Origin of the sequence: Lelliottia sp. CFBP8978, from assembly GCF_034046055.2 — a bacterium.
Taxonomy (GTDB): domain Bacteria; phylum Pseudomonadota; class Gammaproteobacteria; order Enterobacterales; family Enterobacteriaceae; genus Enterobacter.
This window is the reverse complement of sequence record NZ_CM188253.1, coordinates 1415886-1434136: the sequence shown is the minus strand read 5'-3', so window position 1 is coordinate 1434136 and position 18251 is coordinate 1415886. Positions and strand designations below refer to the sequence as shown.

The following is an 18251-nucleotide window of genomic DNA, read 5'->3' as shown; positions in this document are numbered from 1 at the left end:
AATAAAACAATAATTAACAGACACTTAGCTGTTCAATTGCCTTTTCACTATTAAACCGATAGGCACAGACAAACCTGCAGACTAAAAAAGCGGTGCTATACTTATTTCCGGTAATTACCTGGAACGCAAAACATCAAGAGGATATGAGATTATGAGTACCGCTAAACTGGTTAAAACGAAAGCGTCTAATCTGCTTTATACCCGCAACGATGTATCGGATAGCGATAAGAAAGCAACGATCGAGTTGCTGAATCGCCAGGTGATCCAGTTCATTGACCTGTCACTGATCACTAAACAGGCCCACTGGAATATGCGCGGCGCAAACTTCATTGCCGTACATGAAATGCTGGATGGATTCCGAACTGCATTAGTAGACCACCTCGACACCATGGCAGAACGTGCCGTGCAACTGGGTGGCGTTGCCCTGGGCACCACCCAGGTTATTAACAGCAAAACGGCGCTGAAAAGCTACCCGCTGGACATTCATACCGTTCAGGAGCACCTGAAAGAGCTGGCCGACCGTTATGCGATTGTCGCCAACGACGTGCGTCAGGCTATCAGCGAAGCCAAAGATGAAGATACGGCAGATATTCTCACCGCCGCATCACGTGACCTGGATAAATTCCTGTGGTTTATCGAATCTAACATCGAATAATCCATACGAATTTTCAATCAAACCCTCGCCTCCCGGTGAGGGTTTTGCACGTTTATGGTGCACATTTTTGCCCTGCCTTGCTGCAAAAGTAAATTAGTTGTAATAATCACCTCACAAAATCGTTAACGAAAGATTGTTTTATCGCCGTTATATGCGCTTAATAGCCACCCGTCGGCTGAGCAAACCCGGCTGCACCAAAATAGCGCTCCATTATGGTGCAACAAAAGCGGTTTGCACCGTTTATCGTGCAAAACATGACATCATCCTCTTTGCAAAACAATGAGTTGCAATGTTGGCACGATTTTTTCATATGGCCGTATGTTCTCGCAGGGGATCGCCCCGTGGATATAAAAGGAAATGCTATGAAGTCTGTATTAAAAGTTTCACTGGCTGCACTTACCCTGGCTTTTGCCGTCTCCTCTCACGCTGCAGATAAAAAACTGATCGTCGCCACCGATACCGCATTCGTACCGTTTGAATTCAAACAGGGCGACCAGTATGTTGGTTTTGACGTGGATCTGTGGGCCGCTATCGCGAAAGAACTCAAACTGGATTACACGCTGAAGCCAATGGATTTCAGCGGTATCGTTCCGGCGCTGCAGACCAAAAACGTAGACCTGGCGCTGGCCGGTATCACGATTACTGATGCACGTAAAAAAGCGATCGACTTCTCTGACGGTTACTACAAAAGCGGCCTGCTGGTCATGGTTAAGGCTGATAACAACGACGTGAAAAGCGTCAAAGATCTGGATGGCAAAGTGGTTGCTGTGAAGAGCGGCACGGGCTCCGTTGATTACGCTAAAGCCAACATCAAAACCAAAGACCTGCGTCAGTTCCCGAACATCGACAACGCTTACATGGAACTGGGCACCAACCGCGCTGACGCGGTACTGCACGACACGCCAAACATCCTGTACTTCATCAAAACTGCGGGCAACGGCAAGTTCAAAGCGGTCGGTGAGTCTTTAGAAGCGCAGCAGTACGGCATCGCCTTCCCGAAAGGCAGTGACGATCTGCGTACCAAAGTGAACGGCGCGCTGAAAACCCTGCGTGACAACGGCACTTACAACGAAATTTATAAAAAATGGTTCGGCACTGAGCCAAAATAATTATTCTTAAAATACGAAGTACGCTCAGGGGCGACCTTTCGCCCCTGCTCTTTTAGAACCACGGTAACAGGAAATTATCATGCAGTTTGACTGGAGCGCCATCTGGCCTGCCATTCCTCTCTTGCTTGAAGGCGCCAAAATGACCCTGTGGATTTCGGTCCTCGGTCTGGTTGGCGGGTTGATTATCGGCCTGGTGGCTGGTTTCGCTCGCACCTACGGCGGCTGGATTGCTAACCACATCGCACTGGTTTTCATCGAAGTCATCCGCGGCACGCCCATCGTTGTCCAGGTGATGTTTATCTACTTCGCCCTGCCAATGGCTTTCACCGATTTGCGCATCGACCCGTTCAGCGCAGCGGTGGTCACCATTATGATCAACTCCGGTGCTTACATAGCGGAAATCACGCGCGGTGCGGTACTGTCGATTCATAAAGGCTTTAGCGAAGCGGGTCTGGCGCTGGGGCTGTCTCGTCGCGAAACCATCCGCCACGTGATCCTGCCGCTGGCGCTGCGCCGTATGCTGCCGCCGCTCGGTAACCAGTGGATTATCAGCATCAAAGATACGTCACTGTTCATCGTAATTGGGGTGGCCGAATTAACCCGTCAGGGCCAGGAGATCATTGCCGGAAACTTCCGCGCACTGGAAATCTGGAGTGCCGTGGCTGTGGTTTATCTGATTATTACGCTGCTGCTGAGCTTTGTTCTGCGTCGTCTGGAAAGAAGGATGAAAATCCTGTGATTGAATTTAAAAACGTCTCCAAGCACTTTGGCCCAACCCAGGTGCTGCACAATATTGATTTAGATATCAAACAGGGCGAAGTCGTGGTCATTATCGGGCCGTCAGGTTCCGGTAAATCGACGCTGCTGCGCTGCATCAACAAGCTCGAAGAGATTACCAGCGGCGATCTGATCGTCGACGGTCTGAAGGTCAACGACCCGAAAGTAGACGAGCGTCTGATTCGTCAGGAAGCGGGCATGGTGTTCCAGCAGTTCTACCTCTTCCCGCACCTGACGGCGCTGGAAAACGTGATGTTCGGCCCACAGCGCGTGCGCGGTGCCAACAAAGCGGCGGCCGAGAAACTGGCCCGAGAGCTGCTGGCGAAGGTTGGTCTGGCGGAGCGTGCTCATCACTATCCGTCAGAGCTTTCCGGCGGACAGCAGCAGCGTGTGGCGATTGCCCGCGCGCTGGCAGTGAAACCCAAAATGATGCTGTTTGATGAGCCGACTTCTGCGCTGGATCCAGAACTGCGTCATGAAGTGCTGAAAGTGATGCAGGATTTGGCCGAAGAAGGAATGACGATGGTGATCGTGACGCACGAAATCGGTTTTGCCGAGAAAGTGGCGTCCCGACTGATTTTCATTGATAAAGGACGTATTGCCGAAGATGGTAATCCGCAGGATCTGATCGCGAACCCGCCGAGCCAGCGCCTGCAGGAGTTCCTGCAGCACGTATCGTAATACCTGTCAGCCCAGCGTTTATGCAATATAACGCTGGGCTGTCTTACTCTTCATTCACCTGCTTCAAATCCCATCGCTTCGATTTCTGCCATATGACGTTTGTTCAGGTTTATTTGACACTGATCGAGAGACTGGGAATACGTTAAGCTATCCTCCGGAATCTGGCCAGCGACAGCCAGACACAGCTGAGTTTTGTACTGCTTCCAGATGATTTGTGCGTCTAAAAACCGTTGGCTATAAACTTCGCCAATAGTGGGAGAATCGGGATCCTTGACGTCAAAAGAACCAAGAATTGTTTTTTTAATTTGATGACTGGTATTACGTATCAGCGCATCGAGTTTTCGATTACTGTTGCGCGCAGCATTGGAAAAACAATTATCAAGTAGATCAACATCAACTGGCGGTTTATAGCATTCATCAGCCTCTTCGCCCTCATATAATCCTTTGGCATATAAAGGTAAATTGATTGATAGCATTACCACCAAAATTACGACCTGCATCCTTTTCATCTTAAGTGTCCAATTCTTTTCCGCTGAGATTCATAGGCCATTAGGCCTGTATCCCCTGATATAAAAGCTATTAATTCTGCTCTACCCGCTGTCGCTGCGTGGAAAAGTGCCTGGTGAGGGTGGAATCCTTGATAAAGGTTTTTTCACTTTCATAAGTCATCCTTTACACATTGGCTTTAAAAAACACACTCCTGGACTTGATGGTCATCCTGACACTCTCCGGAAAAATAATTTCCACACTTAATGCGATGTCTTCTCTGGGGAACTGTCCCAAAAATTAACCACACTGACACAGCCGCTATACTTATCTTTTTGCTGGTGATTTAGAAGGGATCTTCTATGCCATGGTTTTTGCTGCTGTTGTTCTGCCTGTTCTGCGCCCCCGCGCAGGCGGTCGCCATTCCCGGCGTCACTTCCTCTACTGCCGCATCAACGCAAACCCCGCCGCCAGCCGAACCTGACGTTGAGCAGAAAAAAGCCGCCTATGGCGCTCTGGCCGACGTGCTGGAGAATGACGCCTCGCGCAAAGAGCTGATTGAACAGTTACGCACGGTGGCCAGCACGCCGCCGCAGGATCCAGTGCCTAAAATCACGCCACCGGAGGTCGCCAGCCAGAAGACAGTGCTGGAAAACGTGACTGACGTGAGCCGACATTACGGCGAAGCCTTATCCGCGCGCTTCGCTCAGCTTTACAGAAACCTGATTGGCTCTCCGCACAAACCCTTTAATCCCCAGACCTTCGGCAATGCCGCCAGCCACTTTTTAATGCTGGCCGCGCTGGTGTTCGCCGTCTACTGGCTGGCGCGCCTCTGCGCCTGGCCGCTTTATCGCAAAATGGGCGAATGGGGGCGGCGAAAAAACCGCGAAAAGAGCAGCTGGCTCCACCTGCCGTTGATGATTGCTGGCGCCTTTGTGATTGATTTACTGCTGCTGGCGCTGACGCTGTTTGTCGGCCAGTTACTCAGCGACAATCTTCATGCCGGGAGCAAAACCATCGCCTTTCAGCAAAGTCTGTTCCTGAATGCCTTCGCCCTGATCGAGTTTTTCAAAGCCCTGTTACGACTGATATTTAGCCCCAGAGTGCCGGACTTACGCCCTTTTTCCATCAACGATCTGGCGGCAAAATACTGGGCGCTGCGTCTGAGTATTCTCAGTGGTCTGATTGGATATGGCCTGCTGGTGGCGGTTCCGATTATCTCCAACCAGGTCAATGTGCAGATTGGCGCGCTGGCAAATGTGCTGATTATGCTGTGCATCACTTTCTGGGCGCTGTATCTGATCTTCCATAATAAAAAGGCGATTACCGCCGGGCTGCTGCATCTGGCTGACCGATCGCTCTCTTTCTTCAGCCTGTTTATTCGCGCGTTTGCCCTGGTGTGGCACTGGCTCGCCAGCGCCTATTTTATCGTCCTGTGCTTCTTCTCACTGTTCGATCCGGGTAACAGCCTGAAGTTTATGATGGGGGCCACCTTCCGCAGTCTGGCTATTATTGGGATCGCCGCCTTTATCTCCGGCCTGCTTTCGCGCTGGATTTCCAAAACCATCACCCTTTCCCCGCAGGTGCAGCGAAATTATCCCGAACTGCAAAAGCGAGTAAACGGCTGGATCTCCGCATCGCTCAAAGTGGCTCGCATCCTGACCGTCTGTGTCGCCATCATGCTGATGCTCAGTGCCTGGGGATTATTCGATTTCTGGAACTGGATGCACAACGGCGCAGGCGAAAAAACCGTGGATATTCTGATCCGTATCGCCCTGATTTTATTCTTCTCCGCGATAGGCTGGACGCTGCTGGCGAGCCTGATTGAGAACCGGCTGGTCTCGGATATTCATGGCCGTCCGCTGCCCAGCGCCCGCGCCCGTACGCTGTTAACGCTGTTTCGCAATGCGCTGGCGGTCATTATCAGCACTATCACAATCATGATTGTGCTCTCTGAAATTGGCGTCAACATTGCGCCACTGCTGGCAGGCGCTGGCGCACTGGGTCTGGCCATCTCGTTCGGCTCGCAGACGCTGGTAAAAGATATTATTACCGGCATTTTTATTCAGTTCGAAAATGGAATGAACACAGGCGATCTGGTGACGATTGGGCCGTTAACGGGAACGGTCGAGCGGATGTCGATTCGATCGGTGGGCGTGCGTCAGGACACCGGCGCGTATCACATCATTCCGTGGTCATCCATTACCACCTTCGCTAACTTTGTCCGTGGCATCGGGTCGGTCGTAGCCAATTACGATGTCGACCGCCATGAAGATGCGGATAAAGCGAAGCAGGCGCTGAAATCAGCGGTTGAGGAGTTGATGGAGATGGAGGAGATTCGTGGGCTGGTGATCGGTGAACCATCCTATGCAGGCATTGTGGGGCTGACCAACACCGCCTTTACGCTGCGGGTCTCATTCACCACGCAGCCGCTCAAACAGTGGACGGTACGCTTTGCCCTCGACAGCATGGTGAAGAAACATTTCGATATCGCCGACGTGCGACCGCCGGTGCAAACCTACCAGGTACTCCCGGCGCCGGTGTCACCACCGCCGCCGCAAGAGCCCACATTGTAGGCCCGGTCAGCACCGCGCTACCGGGCAAAAGGCATCAGAACGGGCGACGGCGTTTGGCATCGTCCATAAATGACCACGCAATAAAGCGGCTCTGCTTTTGGCCCTGAGCCATCTCTTTTTTCACCACCTTGACCGCGCCTGCCTGTGTCAGCGCGCGATACAGAGGCGGCAGGTTATCGCCGCGGGAAACCAGCGTGGTGAACCATTTCACCTGGCGGCCAAACTGCTGGCTCTCGGCAATCATTTTCTCGATGAATGCCACTTCGCCACCTTCGCACCACAGTTCGTGCTGCTGACCGCCAAAGTTCAGCGCGGCGTTTTCTGCCTGACCAAGATTGCGACGCTTACGCTCGCTACCGGCACGGGCGGCCTCGGCGGAATCATGGAACGGCGGATTACACATGGTTGCGTCGTAATTCTCATTCTTGTGAATCACGCCGGCGAAAATAGCAGACGCCTCTTTCTGTCGACGTAAACGAATCGAGCGGGTCAAACCCTCATTGCCGTTGATAATCGCCTGAGCGCTGGCAAACGCCTGCTGGCCAATTTCACTCCCGGTAAAACGCCAGCCGTATTCCGCCACGCCAATCAGAGGATAAATGAGATTTGCGCCAGTCCCGATATCCAGCACCGTTGCCTGTTCAGGGACTTCGCCGTTACGGTCATCCGCGAGTAAATCAGCAAGATGATGGACATAATCCGCGCGGCCCGGGACGGGCGGGCAGAGAAAACCTTCCGGAATATCCCAGTGCGTAACACCATAAAAATGGGCCAACAGCGCCTTATTAAGCGCTTTTACCGCCAGCGGATCGGCAAAATTCACCGAAGGTTCACCCGCAGGCGTCTGCACGATAAAGTCCTGCAGTGGGGGATAGCTTTGACACAGGGCATTCATGTCGTAGCGGCTGCGGTGGCGGTTACGCGGGTGTAATCCCGGCTTTTGGGCAGTCATGGCATTCTCCTTTTAACAGCGGCGTAAGATACCCTCTGAGGACGCAACGGTAAATAACTCTCTTATCAACGCAATAACTCACTAAAAATCATCAACCTGTATGTCTATGATATGTCAATAATTTGTCAATAAATGTTGTTCAAAAAACACACAGATCACCATCAAATTTTTGCGCTAAATCACACTGCGTATGCTTCTAAACTTAATCTGAATCACCCATTGTCATTCAGAGGATGTGATTATGAAAAAATACCTGACACTTATCGTGGTCGCTGGCGCTCTTGCCACCGCATCACTTCCCGCCTGGGCCGTTCAGTCTCTGGTGACCCAAAGCGATACCAGCCAGCTTCGCCCTGCGGGGACGGTCTCTGCGACAGGGGCATCAAACCTTGACGATCTGCAACATAAGCTGGCAGAAAAAGCCCGTGAACAAGGTGCAAAAGGGTTTGTCGTCGAATCAGCAAGCGGCGACAACCATATGTTTGGCACGGCCACTATCTACAAATAACCCCGCAAAACGCGCTGCATCTGCCCAACAGATGCAGTTGTTCCGCACCCTTCCTTGACTGTACGTTTTTTGACCCCATATTCATAAGATGAGATTCACTTTCAGTCAGGAGTCACCTATGGCATCCGGTTGGGCGAATGATGACGCTGTCAATGAACAGATCAACAGTACGATTGAAGATGCGGTTGCACGGGTTCGCGGAGAGTTAACGCACGGTGAGAGTCTGCACGAGTGCGAAGAGTGTGGCGAACCGATCCCCGAGGCCCGGCGTAAAGCGGTGCCTGGCGTGCGGCTGTGCATCGCCTGTCAGCAGAATAAAGATTCAAAAAATAGCGTTAACTCGGGATATAATCGCAGAGGATCGAAAGATAGCCAGTTACGCTGACTCTTCTTTACCCAAAACGAAGCCGCAAGCAGTTACCTTTACGCTCACGGTTTTTTGATAACCGCGTCGCAAAAAGTGCGCTGCGTGACGGCTGTGTAAAGCGCAACGGCAAGAAGTGTCAATCGTCGCTTTGAATTTATTAATATTCAATAAGTTATTTGTCATTCAATTTTTTTGAGCAACGCTGTCAATTCTCTTCGATTTTATCTTTCGCAAAAAAACGTGATACTTATCACATCGACGGAACATCGTCCCCTTAACAGAATAACCTGCGAGAGATTAACTATGAAAACCATCAAATATGCTGTTGCCGCTGTAGCCCTTTCTGCTCTGTCTTTTGGCGCGTTCGCTGCTCAGTCAATCACAACTTCCCAGGCTCAGGGTATGAATAAAATGGGTGTGGTCAGTGCTGAAGGCGCGACCACGCTGGATGGTCTGGAAGCGAAACTGGCTGAGAAAGCCTCTGCTGCTGGCGCAAGTGGTTATACCATCACTTCTGCTAACACCAACAACAAACTTAGCGGTACTGCGGTTATCTATAAATAACCCAACGGATTTATGCACCACGCTCGCTATCCCTCTGGCGAGTTGCTCCACCCCTCATTGACCCTGTTGTTGTTACCCTTTGTTTGCCCGTCCAGTCTGGACGGGCTTTTTTTTGCTAAAAACTCTGCTCAACGCGAGCCAGCCCGGCGTCCACTGATTCCACTTCTCCCGTTGCCAGCAGGCAGCAGGCCATCTGGAGTTTAAGCGAATGTGGCACCGGCTCAGTTCCGGCGAGACAGCGCTCTGTCCAGCGCGCGGTGGTTTCCGGATCTTTTGCCGCTGGCAGCAGCACCGCCCCCTGACTCTCTTCACCGCGCTCCAGCACGACGCGCGTCCCGACAGGGTCGATCAGTGTCATCTGCGGACAACGTTGCGGATTGGCATACGCTTCGCCTTCCGTGCCGTGCATCAGCAATCCTCGTCCGCCAATATCAGCGAAAAATTCCGCCACTCGCGTGACATATTCGGGATGTGACACGCTGGACAAACGCAGCGCGGCATCCTCCGCGAACGGCGTGGCGAGCTTCGCCAGCGTGTGCGCGCTGTTACGCACTCCCATCCGCCAGCGGTGATCCAACTGCGCTTCAAGCGGCGGGCAAAGCGCGCGAACCGGAATGTATACCGGCTGGTGTCCGTCAAGTTTGGCCTGCGCCTGCCCGGCGTGAAGAGTGGGTTCAATCCCCATTAGTTCAAAAATGGTTTCTGTCAGTACGCGGGTGGGATCGGCGCTGACGCCATGCACCACAACCGGAAAACCGAGTTTGTGCAGCAGAATAGCCAGCAGCGGTGTCAGGTTCGCCTGCTTGCGCGCGCCGTTGTAGCTTGGGATCACAATCGGCATCGGTTTACCGACCGGAGGGGTCAGGCGCAGGGTCTGCGCTTGCATCGCCTCATAAAACCCGCGCATCTCGGCTTCACCCTCCCCTTTGATACGCAGCGCAATCAATATGCCCCCGAGCTCCAGCTCCGGCACTTCGCCATTCAGCATACGGGTGTAGAGGGCACGGGCTGTTTGCTGGTCCAGATCGCGGGCATGGTTTTTCCCGCGTCCTACCTCTTTGATAATTTTGCGATAATCCACGACATTTCTCCTGGCAACTTCATTGACACACTATAGCCCTGAAAAAGCCATCAACGATAGTGTTGCTTATTTTCTACCGGAATTCCGTCGTCTCGCACCCGGTGCTTTTTTCCGCGCCGCCACCACAGTCGTTGGCCGTTTTTTCACTTCCGGCACATCAGGCTGCTCAATAGGAAAGACCGGCAAAGCGTTCAGCAGGCGCTGACCGTAGTTTTTAGTGAGCAGTCGTCGGTCATAAATCACGATTTCGCCCCAGCAGCCGTGGCTACGAATCAGTCGGCCCACCTGCTGAATCAGGTTAAACGACGCCGCAGGCAGGCTTTGCACCTCGAACGGATAGCGATTGAGACTCTTCAGCCATTCGCCCTCGGTGATCACCACCGGGCTATCAATCGGCGGGAACGCGATTTTATGGATATGCACCTGCGTCAGATAGTCGCCCTTCAGATCGAGACCTTCAGCAAAAGACTGCAAGCCGATCAGCACACTGCGCTCACCGTTATCAATGCGTTTTCGGTGGGTTTCCACCAGCCGGTAGCGCGGTTGATCGCCCTGCACCAACAGCAATAAACGCAGATCGGTCACATAGGTTAAAAACAGCTGCATCGCCCGATTACTGGCAAACAACACCAGCATCCCCGGATATTTTTTGCTCTCGACCTGCTCGCGGAAATAGGCCGCCATCTCGGCAATGTGCTGCTCTTCGTGCTCCATCAGCGGTTCATGCTGCATTTTGGGGATCACCAGTTTCCCCTGCTCACAGTGGTTAAACGGCGAATCGAGCGAGACAAAACGATCGCCCGCTTTTTCTTTTAACCCGCTCATCTCCTGCAATCGGGAAAAGCTGTTCAGAGAGCGCAGCGTCGCGGAGGTGACCACCACATGCGGGACGCTTCGCCAGATCAGTTTTTCCAGCTGATCGCTGACGCGGATCCCCACACAATGGAAGTACAGGTGGATCTGCCCGTCTTTCGCTTCCCGCGTTGCCCATTTGGTCACGGGTGCGCCGGAAGCCTGGGCCATCGACGCCAGCCGCCACAGCTTGCTTTGACTTTCAAACATGCTCAATGCGCGATTCATCTGCAACAAAACGCGATGCACGCGCACTACGTCATGCGTCCCGGTTTTTTCACTGAGATCGTTGAGGAACATCTCCGCCAGCCCGCGCAGCTTTTCCAGATGCTTCGCCAGCTGTTTGCAGATCTCCATGATCTCATCCGGCAGCTCACCCATCGCAAAACGGTGTTCGGCTTCCTGGGTTGCGGGCATGTAAAGATCAAGAATGTTATTCAGTGAAGCAATAAGTGAATAGACCTCTTCACAGTGTTCACTCAGCCGCTCTGGCACCGCCAGCGGGGGCGTGGTTTTGGGGCGGAACTGCTCCATGCAGGTCGCGATCAGCTTGCAGAACAGATCGAGCTGCAGGCGAAACCACGGCGCGGTGATCTCGGCACTCATCTCCAGCGCATCGCGGGCGACGTCGGGAAGATGGTGTCCTTCATCGAGAACCAGCAGCAGGTTTTTCGGATCGGGAAGAACCGATTCGCTCTCCAGCGCCGCCATCACCAGCGCGTGATTGGCGACCACCACTTCCGCCTCCTGGATTTCACGACGCGCAACAAAGAACGGACATTCGCGGTAGTAATGGCAGTTGCGATTCAGACAGCTGGCCTTATCGGTGCTCAGCCGTCGCCACAGGTCGTCGCTAATCGCCTTATCGGTGTGATCGCGCAGGCCATCCCATTTATAGCCGTCGAGATCGATCTTCAGCTTCGCGCATAGCTCCTGCTCGGCCTTGTTGTTGGGGGTTAAATCATCGTCCAGAAATGCCAGCAGATCCTGCTGGGTGGCTTCGGTACTGGCCAGCCCCGCCAGATTGCGCGGACACACGTAGCGCCCGCGGCCAAAGGCGGCGGTAAACCGCAGTTCAGGAATGATTTTGCGCAGCAGCGGCAGGTCTTTGCTGTAGATCTGATCCTGAAGCGCCACGTTGGCGGTGCTGATAACCAGTGTTTTTTGCTCTTCCCGGGCAATGGCGATCCCGGGAATCAAATAGGAGAGGGTCTTACCGACCCCGGTCGGGGCTTCAATCGCCAGATGTCGTCCGTCGTCCCCGGCGAGCGTCTTCGCCACATCGGCAATCATCTGCCGCTGTGGGGCTCGGGGAATAAAATCGGGGATCTGCTGTTGCAACGCCTTATACCAGGCGGCAATTTGCGCTTTGAGCGCAGCGGTTAAAGCCATCGGGAAACCTGAAACACTGTATAAACAGCCACTATTGTGGCACGTTCGCGGGGTTGTCGCAAAAAGAAAAGCCCGGCGTTAGAGCCGGGCTTCCAGATTACTGCGCGGAGGCAGGTTTACGCGGGCGGCGTCGGCGTTGGCCTTCACCTGCGGGTTTTGCTTCCCCGCTACGCCACGGGTTTTCCCCGGCGGGTTTCGCGTCACCCGTACGGCGCGGCGGTTTGCCTGCCGCTTTTGGTGCGCCACCTTCTGCACGACGCGGCTGCTGGCTGCGTCCGCCAGCGCCCTGACCGCGGCCACCGCCGCCGCCACGCTGCTGACGGCCGTTCTGAATCGGCTCTGCTTTAATTGAGGAATCCACTTCATAGCCTTCAAGGGCGATGCGAGGGATCTCTTTTTTCAGCAGACGTTCAATGTCATGCAGCAGTTTATGTTCGTCGACGCACACCAGTGAGAGTGCTTCACCGGTTGCCGCTGCACGGCCAGTACGGCCAATACGGTGAACGTAATCTTCCGGCACGTTCGGCAGCTCATAGTTCACGACGTGCGGCAGCTCTTCAATATCCAGGCCGCGGGCCGCAATATCGGTTGCCACCAGCACGCGAATATCGCCGGATTTGAAATCAGCCAGCGCACGCGTACGCGCACCCTGACTCTTGTTACCATGGATCGCCGCACTGCGAATCCCATCTTTATTCAGCTGTTCAGCCAGGTGGTTAGCCCCGTGCTTGGTGCGGGTGAAGACCAGCACCTGCTGCCAGTTGCCTTCACCGATCATCTGCGACAGCAGTTCCCGCTTACGCTTCTTGTCAACGAAGTGAACGTGCTGGGTCACCTGTTCAGAGGCGGTGTTGCGACGCGCCACTTCGATTTCCAGCGGGTTACGCAGCAGTTTTTCCGCCAGCCCTTTGATCTCGTCGGAGAAGGTCGCGGAGAACAGCAGGTTCTGACGACGCGCAGGCAGTTTAGCCAGTACGCGGCGAATATCGTGGATAAAGCCCATGTCCAGCATGCGGTCAGCTTCGTCCAGCACCAGGATTTCAACCTGATCCAGTTTAACGGCATTCTGGTGTTCCAGATCGAGTAAACGGCCCGGCGTGGCGACTAATACGTCAACACCGCTGCGCAGTTTCATCATCTGTGGGTTAATGCTCACGCCGCCAAATACCACCAGCGAACGGATATCGAGATAGCGGCTGTACTCACGCACGTTCTCGCCGATCTGCGCCGCCAGTTCACGGGTTGGGGTCAGGATCAGCGCACGGACCGGACGGCGACCCTTCGCATGAGGCTCTTTCTGAACCAGACGCTGCAATAAAGGCAGGGTGAAGCCCGCCGTTTTACCGGTACCGGTCTGGGCACTGGCCATCAGATCGCGGCCTTCCAGCACCGCAGGGATCGCCTGCTGCTGAATAGGGGTTGGCTCAAGGTAGCCCTGTTCTGCAACAGCGCGCAGAATTTCCGGGTTCAGGCCAAGGGTATCAAAAGACATAAAAACTCCGAACCGCCCCGACCGTCACAGGTGTAGTTTTCAGGGAGATAAGACGAATAGAGAGGGACAAAAACCACAATGTCACGAAGCAGCGGAGTGTAGCAGATTTTGTGACACGGCGCATAAAATATCCCTGTGGGATTCAACGACAAAATATTTCGCCACCCGACTGGACACGGCGAAAAATTATACATAGTCTTAATCAATCGATTGATTAATTATTAATGACGCTATGAATCCAACTCCGACAACCACCAAAGGTGAACAGGCCAAAAGCCAGCTGATTGCCGCCGCGCTGGCCCAGTTTGGCGAGTACGGGCTGCACGCCACCACGCGTGATATCGCCGCCCAGGCCGGGCAAAACATCGCTGCCATCACCTACTACTTTGGTTCGAAGGAAGATTTATACCTCGCCTGCGCCCAGTGGATCGCCGATTTTATTGGCAGCCGTTTTCACCAGCAGGTTGCCGCCGCCACCGCGCTGCTTAACGAGCCAACGCCGGATCGCGCCGCCATCCGCGCGCTGATCCTGAGCGCCTGCAACAATATGATTGCCCTGCTCACTCACGACGATACGCTGAATCTCAGTAAGTTTATTTCGCGCGAGCAGCTATCCCCCACCGCCGCCTATCAGCGGGTTCACGATCAGGTGATCGCGCCGATGCACACCCATCTGACGCAGCTGATTGCGGCCTATACCGGACGCGACGCCAACGACACACAAACCATTTTGCATACCCATGCGCTGCTCGGCGAAGTGCTCGCTTTTCGCCTGGGCCGGGAGACCATTCTGTTACGCACGGGCTGGACACAATTCGATGAGGATAAAGCCGCGCAGATCGGTCAGGTGATCACCTGTCACCTCGACCTGATCCTGCAAGGTTTAACGCAAAGGAGCCTGGAGTCATGAAAAAACCTGTCGTCGCCATCCTGGCGGTGGTCGTTGTGCTGGCAGCCGGGATCGGCGGCTGGCTGTGGTATCAGAGCCAGCAGGATCGCGGTCTTACGCTCTACGGCAACGTGGATATTCGTACGCTCAATATGAGTTTCCGCGTCGGGGGTCGCCTGGCATCGCTCACGGTTGACGAAGGCGATGCGATCAAAGCCGGGCAGGTGCTCGGTCAGCTGGATAAAGCCCCGTACGAAAACGCGCTGATGCAGGCCAAAGCCAGCGTGTCGGTGGCCCAGGCGCAGTATGATTTAATGAAAGCGGGCTATCGGGATGAAGAAGTTGCCCAGGCCGCCGCGGCCGTGAAACAGGCGCAGGCCGCTTACGACTACGCGCAAAACTTCTATAACCGCCAGCAAGGGTTATGGAAAAGCCGCACCATCTCGGCCAACGACCTCGAAAATGCGCGCTCCTCGCGCGATCAGGCCCAGGCCACATTAAAATCGGCGCAGGATAAACTCAGCCAGTACCGCACCGGTAATCGTCCGCAGGATATCGAACAGGCAAAAGCCAGCCTCGAACAGGCTCAGGCGCAGCTGGCGCAGGCCGAGCTCGATTTACATGACACCACGCTGGTGGCGCCGTCTGACGGCACGCTGATGACCCGCGCCGTTGAGCCAGGCAGCATGTTAAGCGCAGGCAGCACGGTTCTCACTCTCTCCCTCACCCGTCCGGTGTGGGTCCGCGCCTACATTGACGAGCCGAATCTCAACCAGGCGCAGCCGGGACGCGAACTGCTGCTCTATACCGATGGACGTCCCGATAAGCCGTATCACGGTAAAGTGGGGTTTGTTTCTCCCACCGCTGAATTTACCCCGAAAACTGTCGAAACCCCCGATCTGCGCACAGACCTTGTCTATCGCCTGCGCATTATCGTTACCGATGCCGACGACGCACTGCGTCAGGGCATGCCGATTACGGTGAAATTCAACGACGGGGAAGGACATGAATGACGCGGTTATCCAACTTAACGACCTGGTAAAACGCTTTGCGGGAATGGATAAACCCGCCGTTGCCCCGCTGAATTGCACGCTGCAAAAAGGCTATGTGACCGGCCTGGTGGGCCCCGATGGCGCGGGAAAAACCACGCTGATGCGGATGCTTGCCGGTCTGCTCAAGCCCGACGAGGGGAGCGCCAGCGTGCTGGGGCTGGATCCGATCCAAAACGACAGCGAACTGCATGCGATGCTGGGTTACATGCCGCAGAAATTTGGCCTGTACGAAGATCTGACGGTGATGGAAAACCTTAACCTGTATGCCGATTTGCGCAGCGTCACCGGAGAAACGCGGCAAAAAACCTTTGCCCGTTTGCTTGAGTTCACCTCACTCGGCCCCTTCACCGACCGCCTGGCCGGTAAGCTTTCCGGCGGGATGAAGCAGAAGCTGGGGCTGGCCTGCACCCTGGTGGGCGAGCCAAGGGTTCTGCTGCTTGATGAACCCGGCGTCGGCGTGGATCCCATTTCGCGGCGCGAGCTGTGGCAAATGGTCCACGAACTGGCTGGCGATGGCATGTTGATCCTCTGGAGCACATCCTATCTCGACGAAGCAGAACAGTGTCGCGACGTGCTGTTGATGAACGAGGGCGAGCTGCTGTATCAGGGCGAACCCACCGCCCTGACGCAAAAAATGGCAGGACGCTGTTTTTTACTGCACAGCCCGGATGAAACCAACCGCCAGTTATTGCAGCGCGTGCTGAAATTGCCGCAGGTCAGCGATGGCATGATCCAGGGGCGCTCGGTGCGCGTGATCCTGAAAAAAGAGTCCACCGCAGACGATATTCGCTCTGCACAAGGCATGCCGCCGGTAGAAATTGAAGAGACGGCGCCACGCTTTGAGGATGCGTTTATTGATTTGCTGGGCGGCGCGGGTACGTCTGAATCTCCTCTTGGCGCCATTCTGCATACGGTGGAAGGCACGCCTGGCGAAACGGTCATTGAAGCCAAAGCGCTGACCAAAAAATTTGGTGATTTCGCCGCGACGGATAATGTGAATTTCTCGGTGCAACGCGGTGAGATATTCGGCCTGCTGGGACCGAACGGCGCGGGCAAATCCACCACCTTTAAAATGATGTGCGGTCTGCTGGTCCCTACATCCGGTAAAGCGCTGGTGCTGGATATGGATCTCAAAGTCAGCTCGGGCAAAGCGCGCCAGCATCTGGGCTATATGGCGCAAAAGTTCTCGCTCTACAGCAACCTGACCGTCGAACAGAATTTGCGTTTTTTCTCGGGCGTCTACGGCCTGCGCGGGCGGGCGCAAAGTGAAAAAATCGCCCGCATGAGCGACGCGTTTGGCCTGACCCATATTGCCTCGCACGCCACCGACGCCCTGCCACTTGGCTTTAAACAGCGTCTGGCGCTGGCATGTTCTCTGATGCACGAGCCAGATATTCTGTTTCTCGATGAGCCGACTTCCGGCGTTGACCCCATCACTCGCCGCGAATTTTGGCTGCATATCAATAGCATGGTGGAGAAAGGCGTCACCGTGATGGTCACCACCCACTTTATGGATGAAGCCGAGTATTGCGACCGTATCGGCCTGGTCTATCGCGGCAAACTGATTGCGCACGGCACGCCGGACGATTTAAAAGCGCAGGCCGCCGACGATGAGCAGCAGGATCCGACGATGGAGCAGGCCTTTATCACCCTGATTAACGACTGGGACAAGGAGCATGCGAATGAGCACTAAGGCGATTTCCTGGCGTCGGGTGCGGGCGTTGTGCATCAAAGAGACGCGGCAGATCGTCCGCGATCCGAGTAGCTGGCTGATTGCGGTGGTTATCCCCCTCCTGCTGCTGTTTATTTTTGGCTACGGGATAAACCTCGACTCCAGCAAACTGCGGGTCGGGATTTTGCTGGAACAACGCAGTGAAGAGGCGCTGGATTTCACCCATGCCATGACTGGATCACCCTACATTGACGCTACCATCAGCGATAATCGCCAGCAGCTGGTGCAAATGATGCAGGCCGGGCGTATTCGCGGAATGGTGGTGATCCCGGTCGATTTTGCCGCCAATATGGCGCGGCCCGGTGCGAATGCTCCTCTTCAGGTGATCACCGACGGCAGCGAGCCCAACACCGCAAACTTTGTGCAGGGCTATGTTGAGGGGATCTGGCAGCTGTGGCAGATGCAGCGGGCGGAAGATCGCGGAGAGAAGTTTGAACCGCTGATTGACGTGCAAACCCGCTACTGGTTCAACCCCGCCGCCATCAGTCAGCACTTTATCATTCCGGGGGCCGTCACCATCATCATGACGGTGATTGGCGCGATCCTCACCTCGCTGGTGATCGCCCGTGAATGGGAGCGTGGCACGATGGAGGCGCTGCTGTCCACCGAGGTGACGCGCGTTGAACTGCTGCTCTGCAAGCTGATCCCCTACTACTTCCTCGGGATGCTGGCGATGCTGCTCTGTATGCTGGTGTCGGTGTTTATTCTCGGTGTGCCTTATCGCGGCTCGCTGATCCTGCTGTTCTTAATCACCAGCCTGTTTTTACTCAGTACCTTAGGCATGGGGCTGCTGATCTCGACCATTACCCGTAATCAGTTTAACGCCGCGCAGGTGGCGCTGAATGCCGCGTTTCTGCCGTCGATTATGCTCTCGGGCTTTATTTTCCAGATAGACAGTATGCCGGCGGTGATCCGCGCGGTGACCTATATTATCCCGGCTCGTTATTTCGTCAATACGCTGCAAAGCCTGTTTCTGGCGGGCAATATTCCGGTGGTGCTGGTCGTCAACATTCTTTTTTTGATGGCGTCGGCGGTGATGTTTATCGGCCTGACATGGATGAAAACCAAACGGCGGCTGGATTAAGG

The 18251-nt window shown here is 54.6% G+C and carries 17 protein-coding genes; 12 read left to right on the top strand and 5 right to left on the bottom strand.

Annotation, left to right across the window (positions count from 1 at the left end; translation table 11 throughout):
• The first annotated feature begins 151 nt into the window (after positions 1-151).
• The 4 genes from dps to glnQ all read left to right on the top strand — a co-directional run bounded on the left by dps (position 152) and on the right by glnQ (position 3222).
• Positions 152-655, top strand: a complete 504-nt coding sequence (gene dps / locus SOM82_RS06690) for a DNA starvation/stationary phase protection protein Dps (protein ID WP_154126772.1) — start codon at positions 152-154, stop codon at positions 653-655.
• Between the two features lie 362 nt (positions 656-1017).
• Positions 1018-1764, top strand: a complete 747-nt coding sequence (glnH, locus tag SOM82_RS06685; protein ID WP_154126771.1) for a glutamine ABC transporter substrate-binding protein GlnH — start codon at positions 1018-1020, stop codon at positions 1762-1764.
• A 79-nt stretch (positions 1765-1843) separates the two neighbouring features.
• Entirely contained in the window at positions 1844-2503 is a 660-nt protein-coding gene (gene glnP, locus SOM82_RS06680) for a glutamine ABC transporter permease GlnP (RefSeq protein WP_154126770.1), read from the top strand.
• Positions 2500-3222 carry a glutamine ABC transporter ATP-binding protein GlnQ gene (gene glnQ / locus SOM82_RS06675; protein ID WP_320459966.1) on the top strand — a complete coding sequence of 241 codons (723 nt, stop codon included), beginning with the start codon at positions 2500-2502 and terminating at the stop codon, positions 3220-3222. The genes glnP and glnQ overlap by 4 nt, the downstream gene beginning before the upstream one ends.
• A 50-nt stretch (positions 3223-3272) precedes the next feature.
• Here the strand turns inward: glnQ and SOM82_RS06670 are convergent, their stop codons facing one another.
• Entirely contained in the window at positions 3273-3722 is a 450-nt protein-coding gene (locus SOM82_RS06670) for a DUF1311 domain-containing protein (RefSeq protein ID WP_320459965.1), read from the bottom strand.
• 348 nt (positions 3723-4070) lie between these two features.
• Here SOM82_RS06670 and ybiO point away from each other — a divergent pair, with 348 nt between their 5' ends.
• Positions 4071-6284, top strand: a complete 2214-nt coding sequence (gene ybiO / locus SOM82_RS06665; protein ID WP_320459964.1) for a mechanosensitive channel protein — start codon at positions 4071-4073, stop codon at positions 6282-6284.
• Between the two features lie 34 nt (positions 6285-6318).
• Here ybiO and rlmF read toward each other — a convergent pair whose 3' ends face one another.
• On the bottom strand, positions 6319-7236 hold the full coding sequence (gene rlmF / locus SOM82_RS06660) for a 23S rRNA (adenine(1618)-N(6))-methyltransferase RlmF (protein WP_320459963.1): 918 nt from the start codon (positions 7234-7236) through the stop codon (positions 6319-6321).
• A 241-nt stretch (positions 7237-7477) separates the two neighbouring features.
• Here rlmF and mcbA point away from each other — a divergent pair, with 241 nt between their 5' ends.
• The 3 genes from mcbA (at position 7478) to ybiJ (ending at position 8675) form a co-directional block, all read left to right on the top strand.
• On the top strand, positions 7478-7744 hold the full coding sequence (gene mcbA / locus SOM82_RS06655) for a DUF1471 family periplasmic protein McbA (RefSeq protein WP_154126767.1): 267 nt from the start codon (positions 7478-7480) through the stop codon (positions 7742-7744).
• 118 nt (positions 7745-7862) lie between these two features.
• A complete protein-coding gene (locus tag SOM82_RS06650; RefSeq protein ID WP_154126766.1) occupies positions 7863-8129 on the top strand; it encodes a DksA/TraR family C4-type zinc finger protein in 267 nt (88 codons plus the stop codon).
• 285 nt (positions 8130-8414) lie between these two features.
• Positions 8415-8675 carry a DUF1471 family protein YbiJ gene (ybiJ, locus tag SOM82_RS06645; protein ID WP_154126765.1) on the top strand — a complete coding sequence of 87 codons (261 nt, stop codon included), beginning with the start codon at positions 8415-8417 and terminating at the stop codon, positions 8673-8675.
• A gap of 115 nt (positions 8676-8790) precedes the next feature.
• Here the strand turns inward: ybiJ and ybiB are convergent, their stop codons facing one another.
• The 3 genes from ybiB to rhlE all read right to left on the bottom strand — a co-directional run bounded on the left by ybiB (position 8791) and on the right by rhlE (position 13492).
• Positions 8791-9756 carry a DNA-binding protein YbiB gene (ybiB, locus tag SOM82_RS06640; RefSeq protein ID WP_320459962.1) on the bottom strand — a complete coding sequence of 322 codons (966 nt, stop codon included), beginning with the start codon at positions 9754-9756 and terminating at the stop codon, positions 8791-8793.
• Between the two features lie 66 nt (positions 9757-9822).
• Positions 9823-12000 (bottom strand): ATP-dependent DNA helicase DinG, encoded by a 2178-nt coding sequence (gene dinG / locus SOM82_RS06635; protein WP_320459961.1) that lies wholly within the window; start codon positions 11998-12000, stop codon positions 9823-9825.
• Positions 12001-12097: 97 nt separating this feature from the next.
• Entirely contained in the window at positions 12098-13492 is a 1395-nt protein-coding gene (rhlE, locus tag SOM82_RS06630) for an ATP-dependent RNA helicase RhlE (RefSeq protein ID WP_154126763.1), read from the bottom strand.
• Positions 13493-13724: 232 nt separating this feature from the next.
• Between rhlE and cecR the strand changes: the two genes are divergently transcribed.
• The 4 genes from cecR to SOM82_RS06610 are packed head-to-tail and all read left to right on the top strand — an operon-like array spanning position 13725 to position 18249.
• Positions 13725-14402 (top strand): transcriptional regulator CecR, encoded by a 678-nt coding sequence (gene cecR / locus SOM82_RS06625; protein WP_320459960.1) that lies wholly within the window; start codon positions 13725-13727, stop codon positions 14400-14402.
• Entirely contained in the window at positions 14399-15394 is a 996-nt protein-coding gene (gene hlyD / locus SOM82_RS06620; protein WP_320459959.1) for a secretion protein HlyD, read from the top strand. Before cecR ends, hlyD begins: the two co-directional genes overlap by 4 nt.
• On the top strand, positions 15387-17126 hold the full coding sequence (locus SOM82_RS06615; RefSeq protein ID WP_320459958.1) for an ATP-binding cassette domain-containing protein: 1740 nt from the start codon (positions 15387-15389) through the stop codon (positions 17124-17126). Before hlyD ends, SOM82_RS06615 begins: the two co-directional genes overlap by 8 nt.
• Positions 17116-18249: an ABC transporter permease gene (locus SOM82_RS06610; protein ID WP_320459957.1), complete on the top strand. Its 1134-nt coding sequence runs from the start codon at positions 17116-17118 to the stop codon at positions 18247-18249. Before SOM82_RS06615 ends, SOM82_RS06610 begins: the two co-directional genes overlap by 11 nt.
• Positions 18250-18251: the final 2 nt, after the last annotated feature.